Consider the following 19,870-nt stretch of genomic DNA (forward strand, 5'->3'; position numbering starts at 1 on the left):
GTACCGGCGGCGACCAGGGGGACCCCCTGTGAGTCACGCTGCGTAAGGCGTTGGCAAAGAATTAAGATACGAGACCGTTCCGTATCGAAATGATCGTAGGCTCGGGGCCATGACAAGTCCCGTCCCTGTCTCCCGCATACCGGAAGACGTGCACCGGCGCCGCTGGGCGATCCTCGGCGTACTGATGCTGAGCCTGCTCATCGTCGTACTCGACAACTCGATCCTGAACGTCGCCATCAAGACCATCGCGACCCCGGCGCCGACCGGCCTCGGCGCCAGCCAGGGCCAGATCGAGTGGGCGATCAACTCCTACACCCTGGTCTTCGCCGGCCTGCTGTTCACCTCCGGGCTCATCGGCGACCGGATCGGCCGCAAGAAGGTGCTGCTCGGCGGCATCCTCGTGTTCGGCATCGGCTCCGCGCTCGCCGCCGAGTCCGGCTCGCCCGGCGAGCTGATCGCCTACCGCGCGCTGATGGCCCTCGGCGCCGCCTTCGTGATGCCGGCCACCCTCGCCGTGCTGATGAACGTCTTCGAGCGCCACGAGCAGCCCAAGGCCATCGGCATCTGGGCCGGCGGCGTCGGCCTCGCCATCGCCATCGGACCGATCACCGGCGGCGCGCTCCTCGACCACTTCTGGTGGGGCTCGGTCTTCTTCGTCAACGTGCCCATCGTGATCGTCGCGCTCGTCCTGATGGCCTGGCTGGTGCCCGACTCCCGTGATCCCCGGCCCGGCCGCCTCGACCCCGTCGGCGTGGTCCTGTCCGTCGTCGGCCTGGTGCTGCTGGTCTACGGCATCATCAAGGGCGGCGAACTGGCCGACTTCACCGACGCCAAGGTGCTGGCGACCATCGCCGCCGGAGTCCTCGTCCTGGTCGCCTTCGTCCTCTTCGAGAAGCGCAGCGACCACCCGTCGCTGGACGTCACCTACTTCAGGAACAAGGCGTTCTCGGCCGCCATGAGCGCCATCGCGCTGGTCTTCTTCGCGCTGATGGGCGTCACCTTCTTCGGCGTCTTCTACACCCAGAGCGTGCGCGGCTACTCGCCGCTGGAGTCCGGCGTGCTGATGCTGCCGCTCGCCCTGGCCCAGCTCGTCTTCGCGCCGCGCGCCCGGCTGGTGGTCGACCGGTTCGGCAACCGGGCCACCACCACCGCCGGTCTGCTGCTGATCGCGGCGACGCTGGCCGCGTTCGCCGGGTTCGAGGCCGACACGCCGATCTGGCTGCTGGAGGTCGTCTTCTTCCTCATGGGCACCGGCATGGCGCACATCATGACGCCCACCTCGGTCGTGATCATGCAGGCCCTGCCGCGCGAGAAGGCCGGCTCCGCCTCCGCGCTCAGCAACACCTTCCGCCAGGTCGGCGGCGCCCTCGGCATCGCCGTACTGGGCTCGGTCCTCGCCACGTCCTACCGCAACGGCATCGAGGACAAGCTGGGCGCGCTGCCGCCCGGCCTGCGCGACACCGCCGCCGAGTCCATCGAGTCCACCCTCGGCATCGCCGAGAAGCTGGGCCCGCGGGGCCAGGCCCTCGTCGGCCCGGCCCACGACGCGTTCCTGCACGCCATGCACATCACCGCGCTGTGCGGCACGGGCGTCGCGCTGGTCGGCGCCGTGGTGACGGCCCTGTTCCTGCCGGGCAGGCCGCCGGCCGGCCGGCAGGACGAGCAGGAACGGGAACTGGTCGCCACGGCGGACTGACCCGGGCACGGCGGCCTGCGGGAGCGGGCCCTGCGGGAGCGGGCCTGCGGGGAGCACGCCGAGGGCAGCGGGTCTGCGGGGCACGTCTCCTGCGGGAAGCGTCCCTGCCGGGAAGCGCCGCTACAGGGGATCACCCTTACGGGAAGTGACACTACGGGGGAAGGGGGGCCGCTGCGGGACGATCCCGCAGGCGCGGGACGACGCCCGCGCGTGAGTGAGAGGACGGACAGCGACGTGAGCCTTGCCGACAGCCGGCCCGGGCCGGACGTACCCGCGCGGGGCCGCCCGCGCAGCGCCGCGGTGGAACACGCCATCGTGGAGGGAGTGATGAGACTCCTGGAGGACGGCGTGCCCCTCGCCGAGCTGTCCATCGAGCGCATCGCCCGCACGGCCGGGGTCGGCAAGGCCACCATCTACCGCCGCTGGAGCGGCAAGGAGGAGCTGTTCGTCGACGTGGTCCGCGCGGCCGAGCCGCCCGAGCCCGAACTGCCCGGCACGTCCATGCGCGACGACCTGCTCGCCCTGCTGGAGAACCTGCGGCAGCGGGGCCTGGCCAGCCGCTCCTCGGCCCTGCTGCACAACGTGCACGCCCAGATGAAGAGCAATCCGAGGATCTGGGCCGCCTATCACGACAACGTCATAGCGCCCCGGCGCGAGCAGGTCCTCGACGTGCTGCGCCGGGGCCAGCGCGACGGCGAACTGCGGCCGGACGTCGACGTGGAGCTGGCGAACGACCTGTTCGTCGGGCCGGTCCTGGTCCGCTCCGTGATGCGTCCCGAGGCCGAGCTGCCCGAGGATCTGGCGGAGCAGATCGTCGACGCGGTCCTGGCCGGCCTACGGCCCGTCAGCTCCACAGCCTCGTAGCACTCCTGTGCGTGTTTCGTCACAGACACGGCCGGTTCGCCGCTGTCCGGAACTCCCGCCACCGCTCCGCTCGTCCTCGTCTTCCGTACGGCCGTCACGGGACGGCGGGAACGGAGCCGGTCATCCCCTAGGGTCGAAGGCACGGGGGGACGAACGGTGTGCACGGCAGGCAGTGAGGCAGACGGTATGGCGCAGCAGGCGTACATGACGGAGACGGCGGACGGCGGCTCGGGGCCCGAGCGACCGGGGACCCGGCTCCGACGCCTGGCGCACCGGCTGGTCAGCGGCTGGCGGGGCGATCCGCGGATCTGGCGCCGGGGCGCCGTCCTCGCCGTGCTGTCCCTGCTGCTCGCCCTGGTGATGCTGGTGCACTCCCGCATCCCCAACCGGGTGGGCAACCTCGGCAGTCTCACCGAGACGTTCCTGCCCTGGCTGGGCCTGGCCATCCCGGTGCTGCTGGTGCTGGGCGTGGTGCGCAAGTCGGCGACCGCGCTCATCGCGGTGCTGCTGCCGGCGGTCGTCTGGCTGAACCTCTTCGGCGGGCTGCTGACCGACAAGACGGACGCCGGCGGCACGGCGGGCGCCGGCGATCTGATGGTGGCCACCCACAACGTCAACGCCGACAACCCGGACCCGGCCGCGACCGCCACCGACGTGGCCGCGTCCGGCGCCGACGTGCTGGCCCTGGAGGAACTGCCCGCCTCCGCCGTCCCGGTCTACGCCAGGGCGCTCGCGCCGACGTACAAGTACCACGCGGTGGTCGGCACGGTCGGGCTGTGGAGCCGCTACCCGATGACCGAGGTGCGGGCGGTCGACATCAAGCTGGGCTGGAAGCGGGCCATGCGCGCCACCGTGACGACCCCGCGGGGCCCGGTCGCGGTCTACGTCGCGCACATGCCGTCGGTGCGGGTGAAGCTGGCGGCCGGGTTCACCGCGCGGCAGCGGGACAAGAGCGCCGCCGCGCTCGGCGAGGCGATCTCCGACGAGACCCTGCCGCGGGTGATCCTGCTCGGCGATCTGAACGGCACCATGAACGACCGCTCGCTCAACGGCGTCACCTCGCAGCTGCGCTCCACGCAGGGCGCGGCGGGCAGCGGCTTCGGATTCAGCTGGCCGGCGTCGTTCCCGATGGCCCGCATCGACCAGATCATGGTCAAGGGCGTGGAGCCGGAGAGCTCCTGGACGCTGCCGCGCACCCGCAGCGACCATCTGCCGGTGGCGGCCCGTGTGAAGCTGGACACGGGCTCGTAAACCGCCGGACCGCCCGACCTGGGCGATCCGGCGGAAAACGGCGACGTGCGGGGAATGCGGATCGGCACGCATTTGTTTCGAACTGGAACATACTGCGAGACTCGATCCTCTCCCCGCTTCCGCTCTGAAAGGTCCCTCATGCCCCTGGCCCTGCTCGCCCTCGCCGTGGGCGCCTTCGGCATCGGTACGACCGAGTTCGTGATGATGGGCCTGCTGCCCGACGTCGCGGACGACCTGCACATCTCGATCCCGGCCGCCGGGCACCTGGTCTCGGCGTACGCGCTGGGCGTGGTGATCGGCGCGCCCCTGCTGGCCGCGGTGACCGCCCGCATGTCCCGCCGTACGGTGCTGATCCTGCTCATGGCCCTGTTCGTGGCGGGCAACGCCCTGTCGGCGTTCGCCCCGGGCAACACCTCGCTGCTGGCCGCCCGCTTCCTCAGCGGTCTGCCGCACGGCGCCTTCTTCGGGGTGGGCGCGGTCGTCGCCACGGCGATGGTCCCGCCGGAGCGCAAGGCCCGCTCGGTGTCGCTGATGTTCCTCGGCCTGACCGTCGCCAACATCGCCGGCGTGCCCGCCGCCACCCTCATGGGCCAGCACTTCGGCTGGCGGGCCACGTTCCTCGCGGTGAGCGCGATCGGCGTGGCGGCGATCGCCTCGCTGGCCCTGCTCATCCCGCGCGCTCACACGCCCGCGCCCGCGACGGGCCTGCGCTGCGAACTGGCCGCCCTGCGCTCCCTGCCGGTCTGGCTGGCCCTCGGCACGACGGTGGCCGGCTTCGGCGCCCTCTTCGCGGCCTACAGCTACATCACTCCGATGCTGACGGGCACCGCGGGCTACGCGGAGACGAGCGTCACCCTGCTGCTGGCGCTGTTCGGCGTGGGCGCCACCGCGGGCAACCTGCTCGGCGGCCGCCTGGCGGACCACTCGCTGCGCACCACCCTGTTCGGCGGCCTGTTCGCCCTCACGCTGGTGCTGCTGCTGTTCCCGCTCCTGATGCGGGCGCAGTGGAGCGCGGCGCTGGCGGTGACCCTGCTGGGCATGGCGGCGTTCGTCACGGGCTCCCCGCTCCAGCTCATGGTGATGGAGAAGGCGTCGGCGGCCCCGTCCCTCGCCTCCTCGGCCAACCAGGCCGCCTTCAACCTGGCCAACGCCGGCGGCGCCTGGATCGGCGGCCTCACCCTGGCGGCCGGTTTCGCCGCGACGTCCCCGGCCCTCGCGGGCGCGGCCCTCGCGGTCCTCGGCCTGGCCGTGGCGGGCCTGGCGTACGCGGTGGACCGCCGCCGGGCCGTCACCCACGCGGGCCGCGTGATCGCCTCCCACGTACCGGAGAGCACGGGGGCCCTGCACCACTGACACCCGCACGGGCCCGGTTCCCCGGCCGGGGAACCGGGCCCGTGCTAGCCGGCCCGCACTTCGGTGTTCTGGCACGCGTGCAGCAGCCACCGCCCGTCGTTCTCCCTGGCCATGATGTACAGCGGAGCGCCTTCCGTGCCGCCCTCCGCCGAGTGGTAGACCTGGCGGACCTTCACGGCCGCCACGTCGGGCCGCAGGAACCGTATGTGCACGGCCTGGTAGGTGACCTCGCCGTCCCAGCTCGCGGCGGGCAGCACGGCGCGGGTGAACTCGGCGATGGCGTCGAGGCCGATGAGGACCTTGCCGTGGGCGGTCGTCCAGAGGGCGTCGGGATGGAACAGGGCGAGGAACCCTTCGGTGTCCTTCGCCCGCTGTGTGCGCTCGACGGTGGCCACGACCTGCTCGATGGCCGCGGTGTCCGCGGTTACGGTGCTCATGCGGATCACTCTGCGACCTCAAGCCGACTTGAGGTCAAGGTCCGACGGCCGCGCGGACCGGCCGCTCCCGCCCGCCCGGTCACGGCACCGTCCGGCCGGTCACGGTCCCGCTCCCGTCACTTCCACGGGTCGGTGAACGACCGGCCGGGCACCGGCTTGGCGATCAGCGCCACCGGGATGAAGAAGCCGACCTGGCCGATGGCGAACATCAGCGTGGCGAGCGCCTTGGGCTCGTAGTGCCCGGCCGCCTGCGCGTACAGCTCGTCGGAGACCCGCTCACCGGCCGCGGACGGCCGGAACACCGCTTCCGCCAGCGCCAGCGCGGCGCGCTCCGCGCCGGTGAAGTACGGCGAGTCCGGCCAGGACGCCACCGAGGTGATCCGCTCCTCCGACTCCCCGGCCTTGCGCAGGAACCCCGTGTGCAGCACGGTCAGGTAGGTGCTGCCCACGAGCTGACCGGCCCGGAGCTGCACCAGGCTGATCGTGGAGCGCGGTACGGAACCGTTGCCGGTGACCTTGAACAGGGCCGCCGACACCTCCGCCAGCTCGGGAACCAGTGCCGCGGGGTCCTCGGGCATCCGCGGAACCATCGGGACCTCCGCCGTGATCGAACGTGCTTCCATCGCCGTCTCCTTCGGGCTTTCACGTTGCTGTCACCGCTCTGACGGATCACGGCGGCGAAAGGTGACCGCCGCACGGCGGGCGCGCTTGGAGCGCCGGGTTCCGGGCACGCGGAACCCGGACAGCGCAGGCCGAGCCGGAGGTGGTGCCGTGAGCAGGAAGACGTACCGAGTGGCCGCCTCGGGACAGTGGACCGACGAGGAGGAGGGGCGCCGCCGGCTGCCCGCCGGCGAGGTCCACGCCTGGGAGCCGGGGCTGAACCAGACGGTCTGCGGGCTGGCCCTCAGCCGCTCGCAACTGGTCCGCTTCCCGGGCGTCGCCTGGGCGGACACGTTCCCGGAGTCCGGCGGCGCGGCGGACCGGGTGCAGCGCGTCTGCCCGCGGTGCGCCTCCGTGGCCGGCCGCCGCGGCACCGACGCCCGCCCCCGCTGGCAGCGCACCAACCCCCGGCCCTGAAGCCGCACCCCGCGGAGTGATACGCGGCTTTCCGGCGGGTACCCGGTGCTTCTGTCACGGGTGAGGGAGCAGTGCGGATGGTGTGCGGATGGTGAGGACGGCGGGGTCGCGCTCCGGGGAGCAGGATCTCGCCGGGCGGCTGCGGCGGACGGCGGCCGACGTCTTCGGCTGGGAGCGGCTGCTGCCCGAGCAGCTCACGGCCATGGAGTGGGTGCTGCGCGGCCACGACACCCTGGTCGTCATGCCGACCGGCTCCGGGAAGTCGGCCGTCTACCAGGTCCCGGCGCTGCTGCTGTCCGGCCCGGTCGTGGTCGTCTCCCCGCTGCTCGCCCTCCAGCGGGACCAGATCGCCGGCCTGCCCGAGGACGACCGGACGCCGGGCGCCGTCGCGATCAACTCCGACCTGGGCGCGGCGGACACGGAGGCGGCCTGGGAGGACGTACGCGCGGGCCGGGCCCGCTTCGTCTACCTGTCGCCCGAGCAACTGGCCAGGGACGACGTGGTGGACCGGCTGGCCGAGGCACGCCCGGCCCTGTTCGTCGTGGACGAGGCCCAGTGCGTCTCGTCCTGGGGCCACGACTTCCGGCCCGACTACCTGCGCCTGGGACAGGCCGCGCACCGCGTGGGCCGGCCGCCGGTCCTGGCCCTGACCGCGACCGCCGCCCCGCCGGTGCGCCGGGAGATCGCCGAGCGGCTGGACATGCGCGAGCCCCGGCTGATGGTCACCGGATTCGACCGGCCGAACATCCGGCTGGAGGTCCGCCGCTTCCTCGACGAGGACGAACGCCGGCGGGCCGTCGTGGAGCGCGCCGCCGCCGAGCCGAAGCCGGGCATCGTCTACGCGGCGACCCGCAAGGAGAGCGAGCAGTACGCCGCCGAACTGGCCGCGCTGGGACTGGCCGCCGAGCCCTACCACGCCGGGCTGCGCGCCGCCGAGCGCTCCCGCGTCCACGACGCCTTCCTCGCCGGCGAGGCCGATGTCGTCGTGGCGACCTCGGCGTTCGGTATGGGCATCGACAAGGAGGACGTACGGTTCGTCCTGCACGCCGCGCTGCCGGGCTCCCTGGACGCCTACTACCAGGAGATAGGCCGCTGCGGCCGGGACGGGCAGCCCGCCCTCGCCGTCCTGCACTACCGGGCCAAGGACACCGGCATGCAGGCGTTCTTCGCCACCCGAGCGCCGGGCCGCGAGGCACTGACCCAGGTCGCCGAGGCCGTCCACGACCACCGCGCGGACCCGGCCGGCCTGGACGAACTGCACGAGGACACGGGCCTGACCAAGCGGCGGGTCACCGCGGTGGTCAACCTCCTGGAGGAGGCCGGGGCCGTCGACACCGAACCGGACGGCGAGGTGCGCCCGGCCGAGGGCGTCTCACCCGGCCGGGCGGTACGGCGCGCGCAGGAGACGGCCGAGGAGCACCGCCGTACCGACCGGTCGCGGGTGGACATGGCGCGGGCCTACGCCGAGACGACCGGCTGCCGGCGGCACTTCCTGCTCGGCTACTTCGGAGAGCCCTACGACGCCCCGTGCGGCAACTGCGACACCTGCGACGCGGGAGCCGGGACGGAGGACGACGCGGGACGGCCCGCGGGGCGCTACCCGACCGGGACCGAGGTGCGGCACGAGCAGTGGGGCGAGGGCACGGTGCTGAGCGAGGAGGCGGACCGCATCACCGTGCTGTTCGACCGGGCCGGCTACCACACCCTGTCCCTCGCGGCCCTGGCCGAACACGACCACCTCCTCACGGTGGTACGCCGCCCCGGCGAGGACCGGCCGGACGCCTGACGGCGCCTCGCCCCGGCGTCAGTCCAGCACCTCGCACCACACCGTCTTGCGGTCCGGCCCCTGCTCCACGCCCCACCGCACGGCGAGCGCGTCCACGAGGGCGAGCCCTCGCCCCGACTCCTCCGTGCACCCGGCGGAGCGCGGGACGGGCAGCGCGCGCGGGCCGGGATCGGTCACCTCGATCCGGGTACGGCCGTGAGCCGCCGTACCCGTGACGCGCACGGTCACCGGGGTGCCCTCGCCCAGGTGCTCGATGACGTTCGTCAGCAGCTCGGTCACGCACAGCCGGATGTCGTACCCGTGGTGGCGGAGCCGGTGGCGCAGCTCCGGCGCGGCCTTGGGCGTGGCGAGCAGACGGAACTCCAGCGAGGTGATCACTCGGCCGCCGCCTTCCGCAGTACGGCGGTGAGGGCCTGCGCGGTCGCCGTGTTGCAGTTGCCGAGCGTGACGAGACCGGCGGGCGGGTCGTACGTCCCCGCGAAGCTGGGCAGGTCCACCCGGAGCGAGGGCAGCGTGATGCCGTGCAGGGCCAGGGCGGCGCGGAGTTCCTCGACGCAGCGGATCACGTCGTGGGTGGTGGGGGAGGGGTCTGGCATGGGGCCACAACCTTCTGTGCGTGGTGTGACGAACAGCTCACAGAGTGTCGCGCGAGTCGCTACCGTGAAAGAGGTTTCGCGTTCGCGGCCAGGGCAGCGGAGGAGTGTGAGCGGTGACCCGCGGCAAGGACATCGACGGCTCGACCAGCGTCCCGACCTTCTACGGCAAGGAGTTGCGGTGGAAGAGGGAGGCGGCGGGCCTGTCACTGGAAGCGTTCCTAGAGGGCAGCTTCTACGGCAAGACGTACCTCAGCGACATCGAGCGCGGCGAGCGACGGATGCCGCTCGACCTGGCCCGGCACGCGGACCGGGTCCTGGAGACGGACGGCTTCTTCGAGCGCCGCTGCGAGGACGTACGGAAGGCGCGCAGGACCGGGCACCCTGCGTACTTCGAGAAGGTACTGGAAGCGGAGAAGCATGCCCTGACCATCGAAGAGTGGTGTCCGGTGATTCTTCCCGGGCTACTTCAGACGCCGGCCTACGCGCGGGCCATCATCCTGGCGGGCCTCCCGCTGTCGGCTGACACGGAGGTGGAAGAGAAGGTCAGCGCCCGGATGGCGCGTGCCAACCTCTTCGAGGACCACCGCACCCCGGAATACTGGGTCATCCTGCACGAGTCGCTGATCACCGAACCGCTCCTTGCGGCGGAGGAGATGACCGCACAGCTCGACCGCATTGCGCAGTTGGCGGACCGGCGGCGGATCACTCCGCAGATCGTTCCGCGGAAGCAGAAGTCGTATCCGTTGATGGCCGCCTCAATCATGACCATGACGTTCCCGGATGCGCCGCCGCTGGTGTACACCGAAGCGTCGTACAGCGGAGTCACCGTTGATGATCCGGCTCTCGTGGCTCGGTACCGCAAGGCATACGATCGGCTCAGGGCCGTTGCGCTGTCACCAGACACGTCCCTCGCCATGATCAAGGCCGCGGCAGAGGATTATCGAAATGGCAAGCACCCGGATCGACTTGAGTGACGCTCTATGGCTCAGGAGCAGCTACAGCAACGAAGACGGCGGTAACTGCGTGGAAGTAGCCACCGACTTCCCCGGCGCCGCCCTCTGGCGCAAGTCGAGCTACAGCAACGGCGACGGCGGTCACTGCGTCGAAGTCGCCGACAACATCCCCGGACTCGTCCCCGTGCGTGACTCCAAGGTCCCCGACGGCCCCGCCCTGATCGTCACCGCCTCCGCCTGGACCCCCTTCGTCACCGCCCTCAAGTCCCGGTAACGCCAAGGGGGCGTGAGGCCACCAGCGCCTCACGCCCCCGGTCTGTGCGGCGGGTCAGTGCCGGCGGTACGACTGGACGTAGCCGTGGGCCGGGGAGCCCACGCCCGTCACGTCGTCGTAGCCCTTCACCGCGGACAGGGAGCTGTCCTCGCCCAGGGTGCGGGCGGAGTAGAGCAGACCGTCCGCCGCGTCCACGCCGTTGGCGAAGTCGACGCGGGCGACCGCCAGGCCGGAGCCCGTCGGGTTGTCCGTGACGTCGTGGTAGACGCCCTGCTTGCCGTAGTCGGCGTAGATCGCCGGGTTGGCGAAGCCGAGCGGCTTGCCGCCGCGGGCCTCCTGGGCCAGCGCCTGGACGCCGGCGATGACCGGCGCCGCCAGCGACGTGCCGCCGATGCGGTACTCGCTGTACTGCTCGGTGCCGTCCGGGAAGGTCTGGGTCTGGCCGACGAGGAAGCCGGTGTTCGGGTCGGCGATGGCCGCGATGTCCGGGACGACGCGGTTGCCGGCGGCGTTGTTGGCCGTGGCGAGCGCGTCCGGGACGACGCCCTTCTGGTAGTAAGGCTGCGGCACCGTCTTGCTGGTGCCGCCGCCCGCGCCGGAGGTGAACGTGCCGGGAAGGTTCGTCCAGCTCTTGCCGTCGGCCGACAGGGTCGCCTTCTCGGTGCCCCAGCCGGTCTCCCACAGGTACTTCTCGTCCTTGCCGACGGCCAGCGACGTGCCGCCGACCGCCGTCACCCACGCCGAGTTGGCCGGGGTGTCGACCTGCTTCACACCGGAGGCCGCGACCTGGTCGCCGTCGTCACCGGAGGAGAAGTAGAAGCCGATGCCCTGCACCGCGCCGAGCTGGAAGACCTGGTCGTACGCGGCGGCGAGGTCCGGCGTCTGGTTGGCCTCGATGTCGCCCCAGGAGTTGGAGACGATGTCGGCGAGGTGGTTGTCGACGACCTTGCCGAGGGAGTCCAGCAGGTCGTCGTCGTAGCAGGAGGCCGCGCCGACGTAGGTGATGTCGGCGGCCGGGGCCAGCGCGTGCGCCGCCTCGACGTCGAGGGTCTCCTCGCCGTACCAGCCGGCCGCGCCGCACTCCTCGGTCTTGGTGTAGTTCTTCGGCAGCACCTGGTGCAACTGGCCGGTCGTCCAGGCCGCGTCGCCGTGCTTCTTGGCGTAGGCACCCGCGTCGTAGGCGATCGTCGGGGACGCGTACGCGTCCGTGATCGCGATGCGGACACCCTTGCCGGTGTAGCCGCCCGCGCCGTAGGCCGCGCGGAGCTGCTTGCCGGTGTAGCCCCTGACCGCGTACGGGATCTTGCCGCCGTAGGCGTCCGGGAGGGTGGTCGCGATGTTCGAGCCGTAGTACGAGGAGAACGGCCCGGAGTTCTTGAACACGGCGTCCGGCGGCGGGAGCTGGTCGTCGTGGTGCGCGGTGTGCGGGGCGTTGTCCAGGCCGGTGACGGTCAGGACGGCGCCCTTCAGCGCGGCCGGGGCGGAGGCGGTGCGCGCCGGGGCGCGGTAGGTCTTCGCGCCCTTGGCGTAGTCGTGGAGCTGGGTGCCGAACGCCTTCTCGGCGGCGGCCACGTCACCGGAGACGGCGACGTAGTGCCCGGTGACCGCGGTGACGGTCAGACCGGCCGACTTCAGCCAGTGCGTGACCGCGGCGACCTGCGCCTTGGTGGCGCCGAAGCGGACCTGCGCCTTCTTCGCGCTCAGGTACTTGCCGTAGAGCGGCGAGGCCGGGTCGGAGACCGCCTTGGCGTAGGCGGCGAGGCCGGCCGCGTCCCGGCCGGCCAGGTAGACACGGGCCTTCACCCGGCCGCTGTCCGGGGTGGCGCCCCGGTCCGCCTTGGCCGTGGCCCACAGCGGCTTGGTGCCCTTCAGTACGTCACGGGCGGGGCTGTCGGCGGCGTGTGCCGCGGGTATGCCCAGCGCCAGCGCTCCGGCGATCATCGGCAGTGTCGCTGCCAAGCTCACCCCGGCGCGCACGGTGGCGCGGTTGGATCTCATAGAACCCCCTGCGATGCGGTTCGCATGCATGTAGTGGCTGGTGCCTCATGCGATCCGCGCCCCGGCCCGCGGCGGTTTCGGCCGGTGAAGGGATCACATGATGGGGGTCACTCTTGCGATGAACCGTTCATGCCAGGGGAACGGGGGAGTCAAGAGAAGATCAAGTCCACGCCATCCGGGGCGATTTGGGCTTTTCCTCCTTACGGGGATGTTACGAACGCGGTTGCGCCCCACGCTCCTTGAGCATCCCGGCCATCAGCTCGATCTCCGACTGCTGCGCCTCGACCATGCCCTGCGCGAGCCGCTTCTCCACGCCGACCGTGCACTTGGCCACACAGCCCTCCGCCATGTGGACACCGCCCTTGTGATGGTCCGTCATGAGCTGGAGGTAGAGGATCTCCGCCTGCTTCCCGTTCAGCGACTGGAGCCTCTTCAGCTCGGTGTCGGTGGCCATCCCGGGCATCAGCGCGCCGTCCTTGCCGGCGGCCATGCCGCGCATGCCCATCCAGGTCATCGGCGGCTCGGCCGACACCTTCGGCAGCCCCCACAGGTCCAGCCAGCCCAGCATCATGCCGCGCTGGTTGGCCTGCGTCTGCGCGATGTCGTAGGCGAGCCGCCGCACCTCCTCGTCCTTGGTGCGGTCGCGCACGATGTACGACATCTCCACGGCCTGCTGGTGGTGGACGGCCATGTCCCGCGCGAAGCCCGCGTCCGCCGACTCCGCGGCCGGTGTCCGCTCCCGCGCTCCGCCGGAGTCCTGGGCGACCGCGTACGTGATCGCGCCGGCCGCGGCCAGCGCCGTCACCGCGCACCCGGCGACCCAGCCGAGGGCGTGCCGGCTCACTTCATGACCCCGCCGGTGCACGAGGCACCCGGCTCCGGCGTCTGCTGCCCCTGCACGTACGCGGCGAAGAACTTGTCCACTTCCGGGTCCTTCGCGCTCTTGACCGCCACCTGGTGGCCCCACGCCGACAGCAGCAGCGGGGCGTCCTGGTTCGCGTACGGGCTCATCAGCGAGTACGGCGTCTTCTTCACCTTCGCCGCGAGCGCGTCCACGTCCGCCTTGGCCGCCTTGCCGGTGTACGTCACCCAGACCGCGCCGTGCTCCAGCGAGTGCACGGCGTTCTCCTCCGGCACCGGGTCGGTGTAGACGTCACCGTTGCAGTTCAGCCAGACCGGGTTGTGGTTGCCGCCGACCGGCGGGTGCATCGGGTACGTCACCTTGGTCGTCACGTGGGTCCGGGCCAGCTTGCCCGACCAGCTCTTCACGCCGTCCTTGCCGGTGGTGAAGTGCCCGGAGTCCCCGGCGCCCTTGGCGTCGCCGCTCGCGGTCGAGTCCTTCTTGTCCGACTGCGCGTTCACCAGGACCACGCCGCCGACGACGAGACCGGCGACGACCACCGCGCTGGCGGCGACGAGCAGGATCCGGTTGCGGCGTTCCCGGGCACGCTCGGCGCGCCGCATCTCGTCTATGCGCGCCTTGCGCGCCGCGGTGCTGCTGTTCTTGCCGGAACCCATGAGAGGTGTCCTTCGGGAGAGGAACGGGCGGGGACGGTGGGGCCCGCTGATCGTAATGCGGAAAGCGTCCGCTGCCGTAGGGCGTCGCACGGCCGACGGTTAATTTGAAGCCAGGATGCGCATTACCTACCCTCGCGGTATGCGGCTGCTGCGCTCCACCGACCTGGCCCTGCGCGTCCTGATGCGACTGGCCGTCATCACCGACGCCACGCCCACCACCCGCCAGGTCGCCGCCGACATGGGAGTGCCGTACACGCACGCCGCGAAGGTCGTCGCCGGACTCCAGCGCCTGGGCCTGGTCGACGCCCGCCGCGGCCGGGGCGGCGGGCTCGCGCTGACCGAGCGGGGCCGTGCGGCCTCGGTCGGCGCGGTCGTCCGCACCTTCGAGGGCGACGGCGACGTGGTCGAGTGCGAGGGCGCGAACCCCTGCCCGCTGCGCTCCGGCTGCCGCCTGCGCGGCGCGCTGCGCCGGGCCCAGGAGGCCTTCTACGCCACCCTGGACCCGATCACGATCGCCGACATCGTCACCGACCCGACCGGCCCCCTGCTGCTGGGCCTCTCCAGGGGGCCGGCGGCCGAGGGCTAATGCTCTGGCAGGCGGTCGGCGGGAGGCAGAGCGTCGATCAACTGATCGATCTCGTCGTCCGTGTTGTAGTAGTGCACGGAGGCGCGGACCACCGAGGTGAGGGACCGGGGTGCGAGGTCCCAGCGCGCGTAGCCCGCGAGGGAGACCGAGACGTTGATCCCGCGGGCCTGGAGGGCCCGTGCGACGTCCTGGCTGTCGTGGCCCTCGACGGTGAAGGTCACGATGCCGCACTGGCGGACGCCACGGTCGTGGACCCGCACCCCGGGCAGCGTGCGCAGGCGTGCGCGCAGGTTCGCGGCCAGGCGGGTCACCCGTTCCCCGATGGCGTCGAGGCCGAGACCGAGGGCGTAGTCCACGGCGGTGCCGAGGCCGATCTTGCCGGCGTAGTAGGTCTCCCAGTTCTCGAACCGGCGGGCATCGGCCCGGACCCGGTAGCTGTCGGCCGACGTCCAGGTGGCCGCGTGCAGGTCCAGGAACGGGGGCTCCAACTGTTCGCGGATGCGCGGCGAGCAGTAGAGGAAGCCGGTGCCGCGCGGCCCGCGCAGGAACTTGCGGCCGGTCGCGGTGAGCAGATCGCAGCCGATCTCGCCGACGTCGACGGGCATCTGGCCGAGGGACTGGCAGGCGTCCAGCAGGTAGACGATGCCGGCCTCGCGGGCCGCTCTGCCGATCTCGGCGGCCGGGTTGACCAGGCCGTTCTGGGTCGGCACATGCGTGACCGCGATCAGCTTGACCCGTTCGTCGATCATCGCGCGCAGTGCGTCGACGTCGAGCTGGCCGTCGGCGTCGTCCGGTACGACCTCGACGCGCACGCCGTGGCGTCGGGCGGTCTGCAGGAAGGCGATCACATTGCTCGCGTACTCGGCACGGGCGGTCAGGATGCGGTCGCCTTCGGCCCAGGGCAGGGAGTAGAACGCCATGTCCCAGGCGCGGGTGGCGTTCTCCACCACCGCGATGTCCTCGCGTCCGGCGCCGATCAGACGGGCCAGCGAGTCGTAGGTGCCCTCGATCCGCGCGGCCTGCGCGGCGGCGGCCTCGTACCCGCCGATCTGCTCTTCCAGGCGCAGATGCCCCACCACCGCATCGACCACCGGGCGGGGCGGCAGAGCCGCCCCCGCGTTGTTCAGGTGGACCACCCGCGCGACGCCCGCCGTCTCGTGACGGACCCGCTCCACATCGATCGCCACCGGCACCCGACTCCTTCACGCGTATGCGTCCCTTCGCGGTCACCTACGCTACGGTCCGCACGGCTGCCGGGTCGGCGGGCATGCCAGGACGGCGGGCGGCTGCCGGGATCCCCCTCGCCCCGTCTACGACTCCGGCTGTCCTGACACTGCTTCCACGGCTAGCCCTGGGCCAGCCACAGGTCCGGGCCGAACACCTCGTAGTGGATGTCGGCCGGGGCCACGCCCTTGCCGATGAGCTGGGCGCGGATCGCGCGCAGGAAGGGCAGCGGGCCGCACAGGTAGGCGCGGGTGCCGGGCCGTACGGCGACGTCCGCCAGGTCGGGCAGGCCGGTCCGGGCGCCGGGCCCGGCGTCGCGCTCGTAGAAGAAGTGCACGTCGGCGGCCGCCAGCTTGCCGGCGTAGGCGGTGTGGTCGGCGCGCAGGGCGTGGTCGGCGGGGGAGCGGTCGCCGTGCACCACGGTGACCGGGCCGCGGTGGCCGCCGGCGGCCAGGTCGGCCAGCATCGCGATCATCGGCGTGACACCGATGCCCGCGGAGGCGAGCAGCACCGGCGTGTCCGCGCCGGCGTCCAGGACGAGGTCGCCGTACGGCTCGGACAGCTCCAGGACGTCACCGGGGCGCACCCGCGCGTGCAGGTGGTGCGAGACCTCGCCGTCCGGCGTGGTGCCGCCGTGCACCCGCTTGACGCTGAACTGGCGCACGCCCTCGGCCGGCGCCCCGGACAGGCTGTACTGCCGTATCTGCCGGGCCCCGTCCGGCAGGGTCACGCCCACGGAGACGTACTGCCCGGCGCGGAAACCGGCCACCGGGCCGCCGTCCGCCGGCCGCACCCGGAAGGTGACGACGTCCGCGGTCTCCTCGACGCGGTCGACGACCTCCCACGCGCGCAGGCCGGGGCCGCCGCTCTCCTCGTACAGCCGCTTCTCGATCGCGATGAGCGCGTTCGCCATCAGCCAGTAGACCTCGTCCCAGGCGGCGGCCACCTCGGGCGTGACGGCGTCCCCGAGGATCTCGGCGATCGCGGCGAACAGGTGCTGGTGCACGATCCGGTACTGCTCGGGGGCCACGCCCAGCGAGGCGTGCTTGTGGGCGATCCGGCCCAGCATCGCGTCCGGCCGCTGCTCCGGGTGGTCCAGCAGACGGGTGGCGAAGGCCGCGATGGAACCCGCCAGGGCCTGCTTCTGGGTGCCGGCGGCCTGGTTGCCCCGGTTGAACAGGTCCCGCAGCAGCTCCGGGTGGGCGGCGAAGAGGCGGGCGTAGAAACGCTCGGTGATCTCGCCGATGGCGGCCCCGACGGCGGGCAGGGTGGCGCGGACGGTGGCTGCGGACTGCTCGGTCAGCATCGGGACTCCTCGGAGGACTCGGCTGATCAGCACGGTAAGAAAATTGGCATGTGGGATGCAAATTAAAAGGCAGTGGTATCGCTCACGGGCGAAGCGGACCGGCCATTACGGATACCGCCGCGAGCAGGCAAGATGGGCGAGAGCGCAGTAGACCTGCCGGACGAGAGCCGTTCAGGGCGCGGACGCTCGGGCGATCAAGGTCCGCAACGCGCGTGAAACGGTGTCGTGGTGGGATGCTCAGGTGCCCGACCGCCTCCCGTGGTACCCGGGCAGGCGGCCTGACCAGCAAGGATGGGAAGCGGAAGATGGACAAGCAGCAGGAGTTCGTGCTCCGGACCTTGGAGGAGCGCGACATCCGGTTCGTACGCCTGTGGTTCACGGACGTGCTGGGCTTCCTCAAGTCCGTCGCCGTGGCCCCCGCCGAACTGGAGCAGGCCTTCGACGAGGGCATCGGCTTCGACGGCTCCGCGATCGAGGGCTTCGCCCGGGTCTACGAGTCCGACATGATCGCCAAGCCGGACCCGGCCACCTTCCAGGTCCTGCCGTGGCGCGCGGAGACCCCGGGCACCGCCCGGATGTTCTGCGACATCCTCATGCCGGACGGCTCCCCGTCCTTCGCCGACCCGCGCTACGTCCTCAAGCGCGCCCTCGCCCGCACCTCCGACCTGGGCTTCACCTTCTACACCCACCCGGAGATCGAGTTCTTCCTGCTGAAGGACCGCCCGCTGGACGGCTCCCGCCCCACGCCCGCCGACAACTCGGGCTACTTCGACCACACCCCGACCAACGTCGGCATGGACTTCCGCCGCCAGGCGATCACCATGCTGGAGTCGATGGGCATCTCGGTGGAGTTCTCCCACCACGAGGGCGCGCCCGGCCAGCAGGAGATCGACCTGCGGTACGCCGACGCGCTCTCCACGGCCGACAACATCATGACCTTCCGCCTGGTCATGAAGCAGGTGGCGCTGGAGCAGGGGGTCCAGGCGACCTTCATGCCGAAGCCGTTCTCCGAGCACCCCGGCTCCGGGATGCACACCCACCTCTCGCTCTTCGAGGGCGACCGGAACGCGTTCTACGAATCGGGCGCGGAGTACCAGCTCTCCAAGGTCGGCCGCTCTTTCATCGCGGGCCTGCTGCGGCACGCGGCGGAGATCTCCGCGGTCACCAACCAGTGGGTCAACTCCTACAAGCGCATCTGGGGCGGCTCCGAGCGCACGGCGGGCGCCGGCGGCGAGGCCCCGTCGTACATCTGCTGGGGCCACAACAACCGCAGCGCCCTGGTCCGCGTCCCGATGTACAAGCCCGGCAAGACCGGCTCCGCCCGCGTGGAGGTCCGCTCCCTGGACTCCGGCGCCAACCCGTACCTGGCCTACGCCCTCCTGCTGGCCGCCGGCCTGAAGGGCATCGAGGAGGGCTACGAGCTGCCGCCGGGCGCCGAGGACGACGTCTGGGCCCTGTCCAACGCCGAGCGCCGCGCGATGGGCATCGAACCCCTCCCGCAGAACCTCGGCGAGGCCCTGACCCTGATGGAGAGCAGCGACCTCGTCGCCGAAACCCTCGGCGAGCACGTCTTCGACTTCTTCCTCCGCAACAAGCGCCAGGAGTGGGAGGAGTACCGCAGCGAGGTCACCGCGTTCGAACTGCGCAAGAACCTGCCGGTGCTGTAAACCCGACACCGAACCACCCCCGGGGCCGACGGTCAGACACCGTCGGCCCCGGTGTGTCAGGGCCTCATGGACCGTCCGCGCCGGGGTACAGGGCAGCCATGATCTTCTTCAGTAACCGGGTCGGCTGCCTGGGCTCCCTGCTCGTCAGTGTGGTGGCGACCGTCGTCCTGTTCTGGATCCTCGGTCGGTGACCGGACGGTCGCCACCCCCGGGGTCAGCCGGATCCTGACCGGTTCCGGGCCTCGTCTGTGAGGTGGTGGCCGGAGTCCCGGGCCTGGTCGGTGACCTGGCCGGTCTGGGCGCGGGCCTCGTCCTGGGTCGTGCGGGCGGCCTGCGCGGCGCTGTCCTGCACCTCCGCCGCCGCGCTCTGCGCCACTTCCCTCGCGCCTTCCTTCAGGTGCTGCGCGGACTCGGCCGTGGCCTGCTTGACCGGCTCCAGCGCGTCGCTCTCCATCAGGTCGGACGCCTTCTCCCGCTCGACCCGGGAGGCGGGCAGCAGCGAGGACGCCAGCAGACCGACGCCGAAGGCGACCAGGCCGGCCGCGAGCGGGTTGCCCTGGGCCCGGCGGCGGGCCAGCTCGGGGGCCTGCTGAAGGGCCTGCCCCGCGCCGCCGACCGTGTCGCGCGCCGAGCCGGCCACGCGCCCGGCGCCTTCCTGGAGGGAGCCGGTCGCCGACTGCGCGGTGTCCGCGACACCGTGCGCGGTGTCCGCCGCGGTGCCCATGACCCGCTCGCGGACGCCCGACACCGCACCGCGCATCCGGTGCGCCCGGCGGCGGACCACCCGCCGGGGACTGGTCCGGTCGGCGAGCTGGTCCACGTCGGCGGACAGCCGGTCGCGAGTGGCCGCTATCTCGGCCCTCACCTGGTCGGGTGACGTGCCCATTGCGCGTTCTCCTTCATGGTCTCGACGGTTCGCTCGGGCTTGGGCGAGACGGCACGCATCCGGCTGCGCCCCTGCTGGTACAGCACGGCCGCGACGACGGCCCACACCGCGGCGACGATGAGGGCGGCCCAGCCCCCGTCCATCACGTTGGCCAGCCCGAACACGGCGGCCAGCGACAGGAACAGCAGGACCAGATAGCCGGCGAACCCGGCGCCGCCGTACATCCCGGCGGCCTTGCCCGCCCGGGTCCCCTCCTCCCTGACCCCGGCCTTGGCCAGTTCGATCTCCTGGCGGAAGAGGGTCTGCAGGTCCGAGGTCACGGCGGACAGCAGCCGGCCCACGGACGCGTCCTCCCCCTGCGGCCGGGCCGGCCCGGAAACGGGCGGGACCGAGGCCAT

21 protein-coding genes are annotated in these 19,870 nt (G+C 71.9%); 10 read left to right on the top strand and 11 right to left on the bottom strand.

The features are described 5' to 3' along the window. The first annotated feature begins 109 nt into the window (after positions 1–109). The 4 genes from ACZ4SV_RS18360 (at position 110) to ACZ4SV_RS18375 (ending at position 5,164) form a co-directional block, all read left to right on the top strand. Positions 110–1,696: an MFS transporter gene (locus ACZ4SV_RS18360; protein WP_468005446.1), complete on the top strand. Its 1,587-nt coding sequence runs from the start codon at positions 110–112 to the stop codon at positions 1,694–1,696. Between the two features lie 234 nt (positions 1,697–1,930). Further along, positions 1,931–2,560, top strand: coding sequence for a TetR/AcrR family transcriptional regulator (locus ACZ4SV_RS18365; RefSeq protein WP_365879657.1), 630 nt, complete (start codon positions 1,931–1,933; stop codon positions 2,558–2,560). A 186-nt stretch (positions 2,561–2,746) separates the two neighbouring features. Continuing rightward, on the top strand, positions 2,747–3,811 hold the full coding sequence (locus ACZ4SV_RS18370; protein WP_468005449.1) for an endonuclease/exonuclease/phosphatase family protein: 1,065 nt from the start codon (positions 2,747–2,749) through the stop codon (positions 3,809–3,811). A 138-nt stretch (positions 3,812–3,949) separates the two neighbouring features. After that, positions 3,950–5,164: an MFS transporter gene (locus tag ACZ4SV_RS18375; protein ID WP_468005451.1), complete on the top strand. Its 1,215-nt coding sequence runs from the start codon at positions 3,950–3,952 to the stop codon at positions 5,162–5,164. A gap of 44 nt (positions 5,165–5,208) precedes the next feature. On the opposite strand, the gene ACZ4SV_RS18380 is transcribed toward ACZ4SV_RS18375, so the two are convergent. Together ACZ4SV_RS18380 and ACZ4SV_RS18385 are read right to left on the bottom strand one after the other, a co-directional pair. Further along, positions 5,209–5,601 carry an SgcJ/EcaC family oxidoreductase gene (locus tag ACZ4SV_RS18380; RefSeq protein WP_365875904.1) on the bottom strand — a complete coding sequence of 131 codons (393 nt, stop codon included), beginning with the start codon at positions 5,599–5,601 and terminating at the stop codon, positions 5,209–5,211. Between the two features lie 116 nt (positions 5,602–5,717). Beyond that, complete coding sequence (locus ACZ4SV_RS18385; protein ID WP_468005454.1) at positions 5,718–6,224, bottom strand: carboxymuconolactone decarboxylase family protein; 507 nt, start codon at positions 6,222–6,224, stop codon at positions 5,718–5,720. 148 nt (positions 6,225–6,372) lie between these two features. On the opposite strand from ACZ4SV_RS18385, the gene ACZ4SV_RS18390 reads away from it, so the two are divergent. Together ACZ4SV_RS18390 and ACZ4SV_RS18395 are read left to right on the top strand one after the other, a co-directional pair. Continuing rightward, positions 6,373–6,678 (top strand): hypothetical protein, encoded by a 306-nt coding sequence (locus ACZ4SV_RS18390; RefSeq protein ID WP_397980568.1) that lies wholly within the window; start codon positions 6,373–6,375, stop codon positions 6,676–6,678. Between the two features lie 88 nt (positions 6,679–6,766). Further along, the gene (locus tag ACZ4SV_RS18395) at positions 6,767–8,464 is read left to right on the top strand and encodes a RecQ family ATP-dependent DNA helicase (RefSeq protein ID WP_468005456.1); all 1,698 of its coding nucleotides are present in this window, start codon (positions 6,767–6,769) and stop codon (positions 8,462–8,464) included. A gap of 18 nt (positions 8,465–8,482) precedes the next feature. Here the strand turns inward: ACZ4SV_RS18395 and ACZ4SV_RS18400 are convergent, their stop codons facing one another. Beyond that, entirely contained in the window at positions 8,483–8,842 is a 360-nt protein-coding gene (locus ACZ4SV_RS18400) for an ATP-binding protein (protein ID WP_365875896.1), read from the bottom strand. Continuing rightward, positions 8,839–9,060, bottom strand: a complete 222-nt coding sequence (locus ACZ4SV_RS18405; protein WP_468005459.1) for a hypothetical protein — start codon at positions 9,058–9,060, stop codon at positions 8,839–8,841. The genes ACZ4SV_RS18400 and ACZ4SV_RS18405 overlap by 4 nt, the downstream gene beginning before the upstream one ends. Before the next feature lie 113 nt (positions 9,061–9,173). Here ACZ4SV_RS18405 and ACZ4SV_RS18410 point away from each other — a divergent pair, with 113 nt between their 5' ends. Both ACZ4SV_RS18410 and ACZ4SV_RS18415 read left to right on the top strand, forming a co-directional pair. Beyond that, positions 9,174–10,034, top strand: coding sequence for a helix-turn-helix domain-containing protein (locus ACZ4SV_RS18410; RefSeq protein WP_468005461.1), 861 nt, complete (start codon positions 9,174–9,176; stop codon positions 10,032–10,034). After that, positions 10,006–10,287 (top strand): DUF397 domain-containing protein, encoded by a 282-nt coding sequence (locus tag ACZ4SV_RS18415; RefSeq protein ID WP_468005463.1) that lies wholly within the window; start codon positions 10,006–10,008, stop codon positions 10,285–10,287. The genes ACZ4SV_RS18410 and ACZ4SV_RS18415 overlap by 29 nt, the downstream gene beginning before the upstream one ends. A gap of 54 nt (positions 10,288–10,341) precedes the next feature. On the opposite strand, the gene ACZ4SV_RS18420 is transcribed toward ACZ4SV_RS18415, so the two are convergent. From ACZ4SV_RS18420 to ACZ4SV_RS18430, 3 genes are all read right to left on the bottom strand, one after another. Further along, a complete protein-coding gene (locus ACZ4SV_RS18420; RefSeq protein WP_468005465.1) occupies positions 10,342–12,285 on the bottom strand; it encodes a S53 family peptidase in 1,944 nt (647 codons plus the stop codon). 211 nt (positions 12,286–12,496) lie between these two features. Then, a complete protein-coding gene (locus tag ACZ4SV_RS18425; RefSeq protein WP_468005467.1) occupies positions 12,497–13,129 on the bottom strand; it encodes a DUF305 domain-containing protein in 633 nt (210 codons plus the stop codon). Then, on the bottom strand, positions 13,126–13,803 hold the full coding sequence (locus tag ACZ4SV_RS18430; protein ID WP_468005469.1) for a DUF3105 domain-containing protein: 678 nt from the start codon (positions 13,801–13,803) through the stop codon (positions 13,126–13,128). Before ACZ4SV_RS18430 ends, ACZ4SV_RS18425 begins: the two co-directional genes overlap by 4 nt. 139 nt (positions 13,804–13,942) lie before the next feature. Here ACZ4SV_RS18430 and ACZ4SV_RS18435 point away from each other — a divergent pair, with 139 nt between their 5' ends. Continuing rightward, positions 13,943–14,389 (top strand): RrF2 family transcriptional regulator, encoded by a 447-nt coding sequence (locus ACZ4SV_RS18435; RefSeq protein WP_468005471.1) that lies wholly within the window; start codon positions 13,943–13,945, stop codon positions 14,387–14,389. Here ACZ4SV_RS18435 and ACZ4SV_RS18440 read toward each other — a convergent pair. Both ACZ4SV_RS18440 and ACZ4SV_RS18445 read right to left on the bottom strand, forming a co-directional pair. Next, positions 14,386–15,576: an aminotransferase class V-fold PLP-dependent enzyme gene (locus ACZ4SV_RS18440; RefSeq protein ID WP_468005473.1), complete on the bottom strand. Its 1,191-nt coding sequence runs from the start codon at positions 15,574–15,576 to the stop codon at positions 14,386–14,388. The two genes, ACZ4SV_RS18435 and ACZ4SV_RS18440, sit on opposite strands and share 4 nt — an antisense overlap. Positions 15,577–15,734: 158 nt before the next feature. Next, positions 15,735–16,919: a globin domain-containing protein gene (locus tag ACZ4SV_RS18445; RefSeq protein WP_468005475.1), complete on the bottom strand. Its 1,185-nt coding sequence runs from the start codon at positions 16,917–16,919 to the stop codon at positions 15,735–15,737. A 305-nt stretch (positions 16,920–17,224) separates the two neighbouring features. On the opposite strand from ACZ4SV_RS18445, the gene glnA reads away from it, so the two are divergent. Then, entirely contained in the window at positions 17,225–18,586 is a 1,362-nt protein-coding gene (glnA, locus tag ACZ4SV_RS18450) for a type I glutamate--ammonia ligase (protein WP_365875872.1), read from the top strand. Between the two features lie 214 nt (positions 18,587–18,800). Here the strand turns inward: glnA and ACZ4SV_RS18455 are convergent, their stop codons facing one another. Together ACZ4SV_RS18455 and ACZ4SV_RS18460 are read right to left on the bottom strand one after the other, a co-directional pair. After that, a complete protein-coding gene (locus ACZ4SV_RS18455) occupies positions 18,801–19,472 on the bottom strand; it encodes a DUF3618 domain-containing protein (protein WP_468005477.1) in 672 nt (223 codons plus the stop codon). Beyond that, positions 19,448–19,870 carry a phage holin family protein gene (locus ACZ4SV_RS18460; protein WP_468005479.1) on the bottom strand — a complete coding sequence of 141 codons (423 nt, stop codon included), beginning with the start codon at positions 19,868–19,870 and terminating at the stop codon, positions 19,448–19,450. The genes ACZ4SV_RS18455 and ACZ4SV_RS18460 overlap by 25 nt, the downstream gene beginning before the upstream one ends.

It is taken from the genome of Streptomyces sp. NPDC027672 (assembly GCF_055566335.1).

Excerpts from the sequence above, each read along its gene's own strand:
- ACZ4SV_RS18360 (WP_468005446.1), top strand. The coding sequence starts at position 110 with ATGACAAGTCCCGTCCCTGTCTCCCGCATACCGGAAGACGTGCACCGG.
- ACZ4SV_RS18370 (WP_468005449.1), top strand. The coding sequence starts at position 2,747 with ATGGCGCAGCAGGCGTACATGACGGAGACGGCGGACGGCGGCTCGGGG.
- ACZ4SV_RS18375 (WP_468005451.1), top strand. The coding sequence starts at position 3,950 with ATGCCCCTGGCCCTGCTCGCCCTCGCCGTGGGCGCCTTCGGCATCGGT.
- ACZ4SV_RS18380 (WP_365875904.1), bottom strand. The coding sequence starts at position 5,601 with ATGAGCACCGTAACCGCGGACACCGCGGCCATCGAGCAGGTCGTGGCC.
- ACZ4SV_RS18385 (WP_468005454.1), bottom strand. The coding sequence starts at position 6,224 with ATGGAAGCACGTTCGATCACGGCGGAGGTCCCGATGGTTCCGCGGATG.
- ACZ4SV_RS18395 (WP_468005456.1), top strand. The coding sequence starts at position 6,767 with ATGGTGAGGACGGCGGGGTCGCGCTCCGGGGAGCAGGATCTCGCCGGG.
- ACZ4SV_RS18405 (WP_468005459.1), bottom strand. The coding sequence starts at position 9,060 with ATGCCAGACCCCTCCCCCACCACCCACGACGTGATCCGCTGCGTCGAG.
- ACZ4SV_RS18415 (WP_468005463.1), top strand. The coding sequence starts at position 10,006 with ATGGCAAGCACCCGGATCGACTTGAGTGACGCTCTATGGCTCAGGAGC.
- ACZ4SV_RS18420 (WP_468005465.1), bottom strand. The coding sequence starts at position 12,285 with ATGAGATCCAACCGCGCCACCGTGCGCGCCGGGGTGAGCTTGGCAGCG.
- ACZ4SV_RS18430 (WP_468005469.1), bottom strand. The coding sequence starts at position 13,803 with ATGGGTTCCGGCAAGAACAGCAGCACCGCGGCGCGCAAGGCGCGCATA.
- ACZ4SV_RS18435 (WP_468005471.1), top strand. The coding sequence starts at position 13,943 with ATGCGGCTGCTGCGCTCCACCGACCTGGCCCTGCGCGTCCTGATGCGA.
- ACZ4SV_RS18445 (WP_468005475.1), bottom strand. The coding sequence starts at position 16,919 with ATGCTGACCGAGCAGTCCGCAGCCACCGTCCGCGCCACCCTGCCCGCC.
- glnA (WP_365875872.1), top strand. The coding sequence starts at position 17,225 with ATGGACAAGCAGCAGGAGTTCGTGCTCCGGACCTTGGAGGAGCGCGAC.
- ACZ4SV_RS18455 (WP_468005477.1), bottom strand. The coding sequence starts at position 19,472 with ATGGGCACGTCACCCGACCAGGTGAGGGCCGAGATAGCGGCCACTCGC.
- ACZ4SV_RS18460 (WP_468005479.1), bottom strand. The coding sequence starts at position 19,870 with ATGGCCTCGGTCCCGCCCGTTTCCGGGCCGGCCCGGCCGCAGGGGGAG.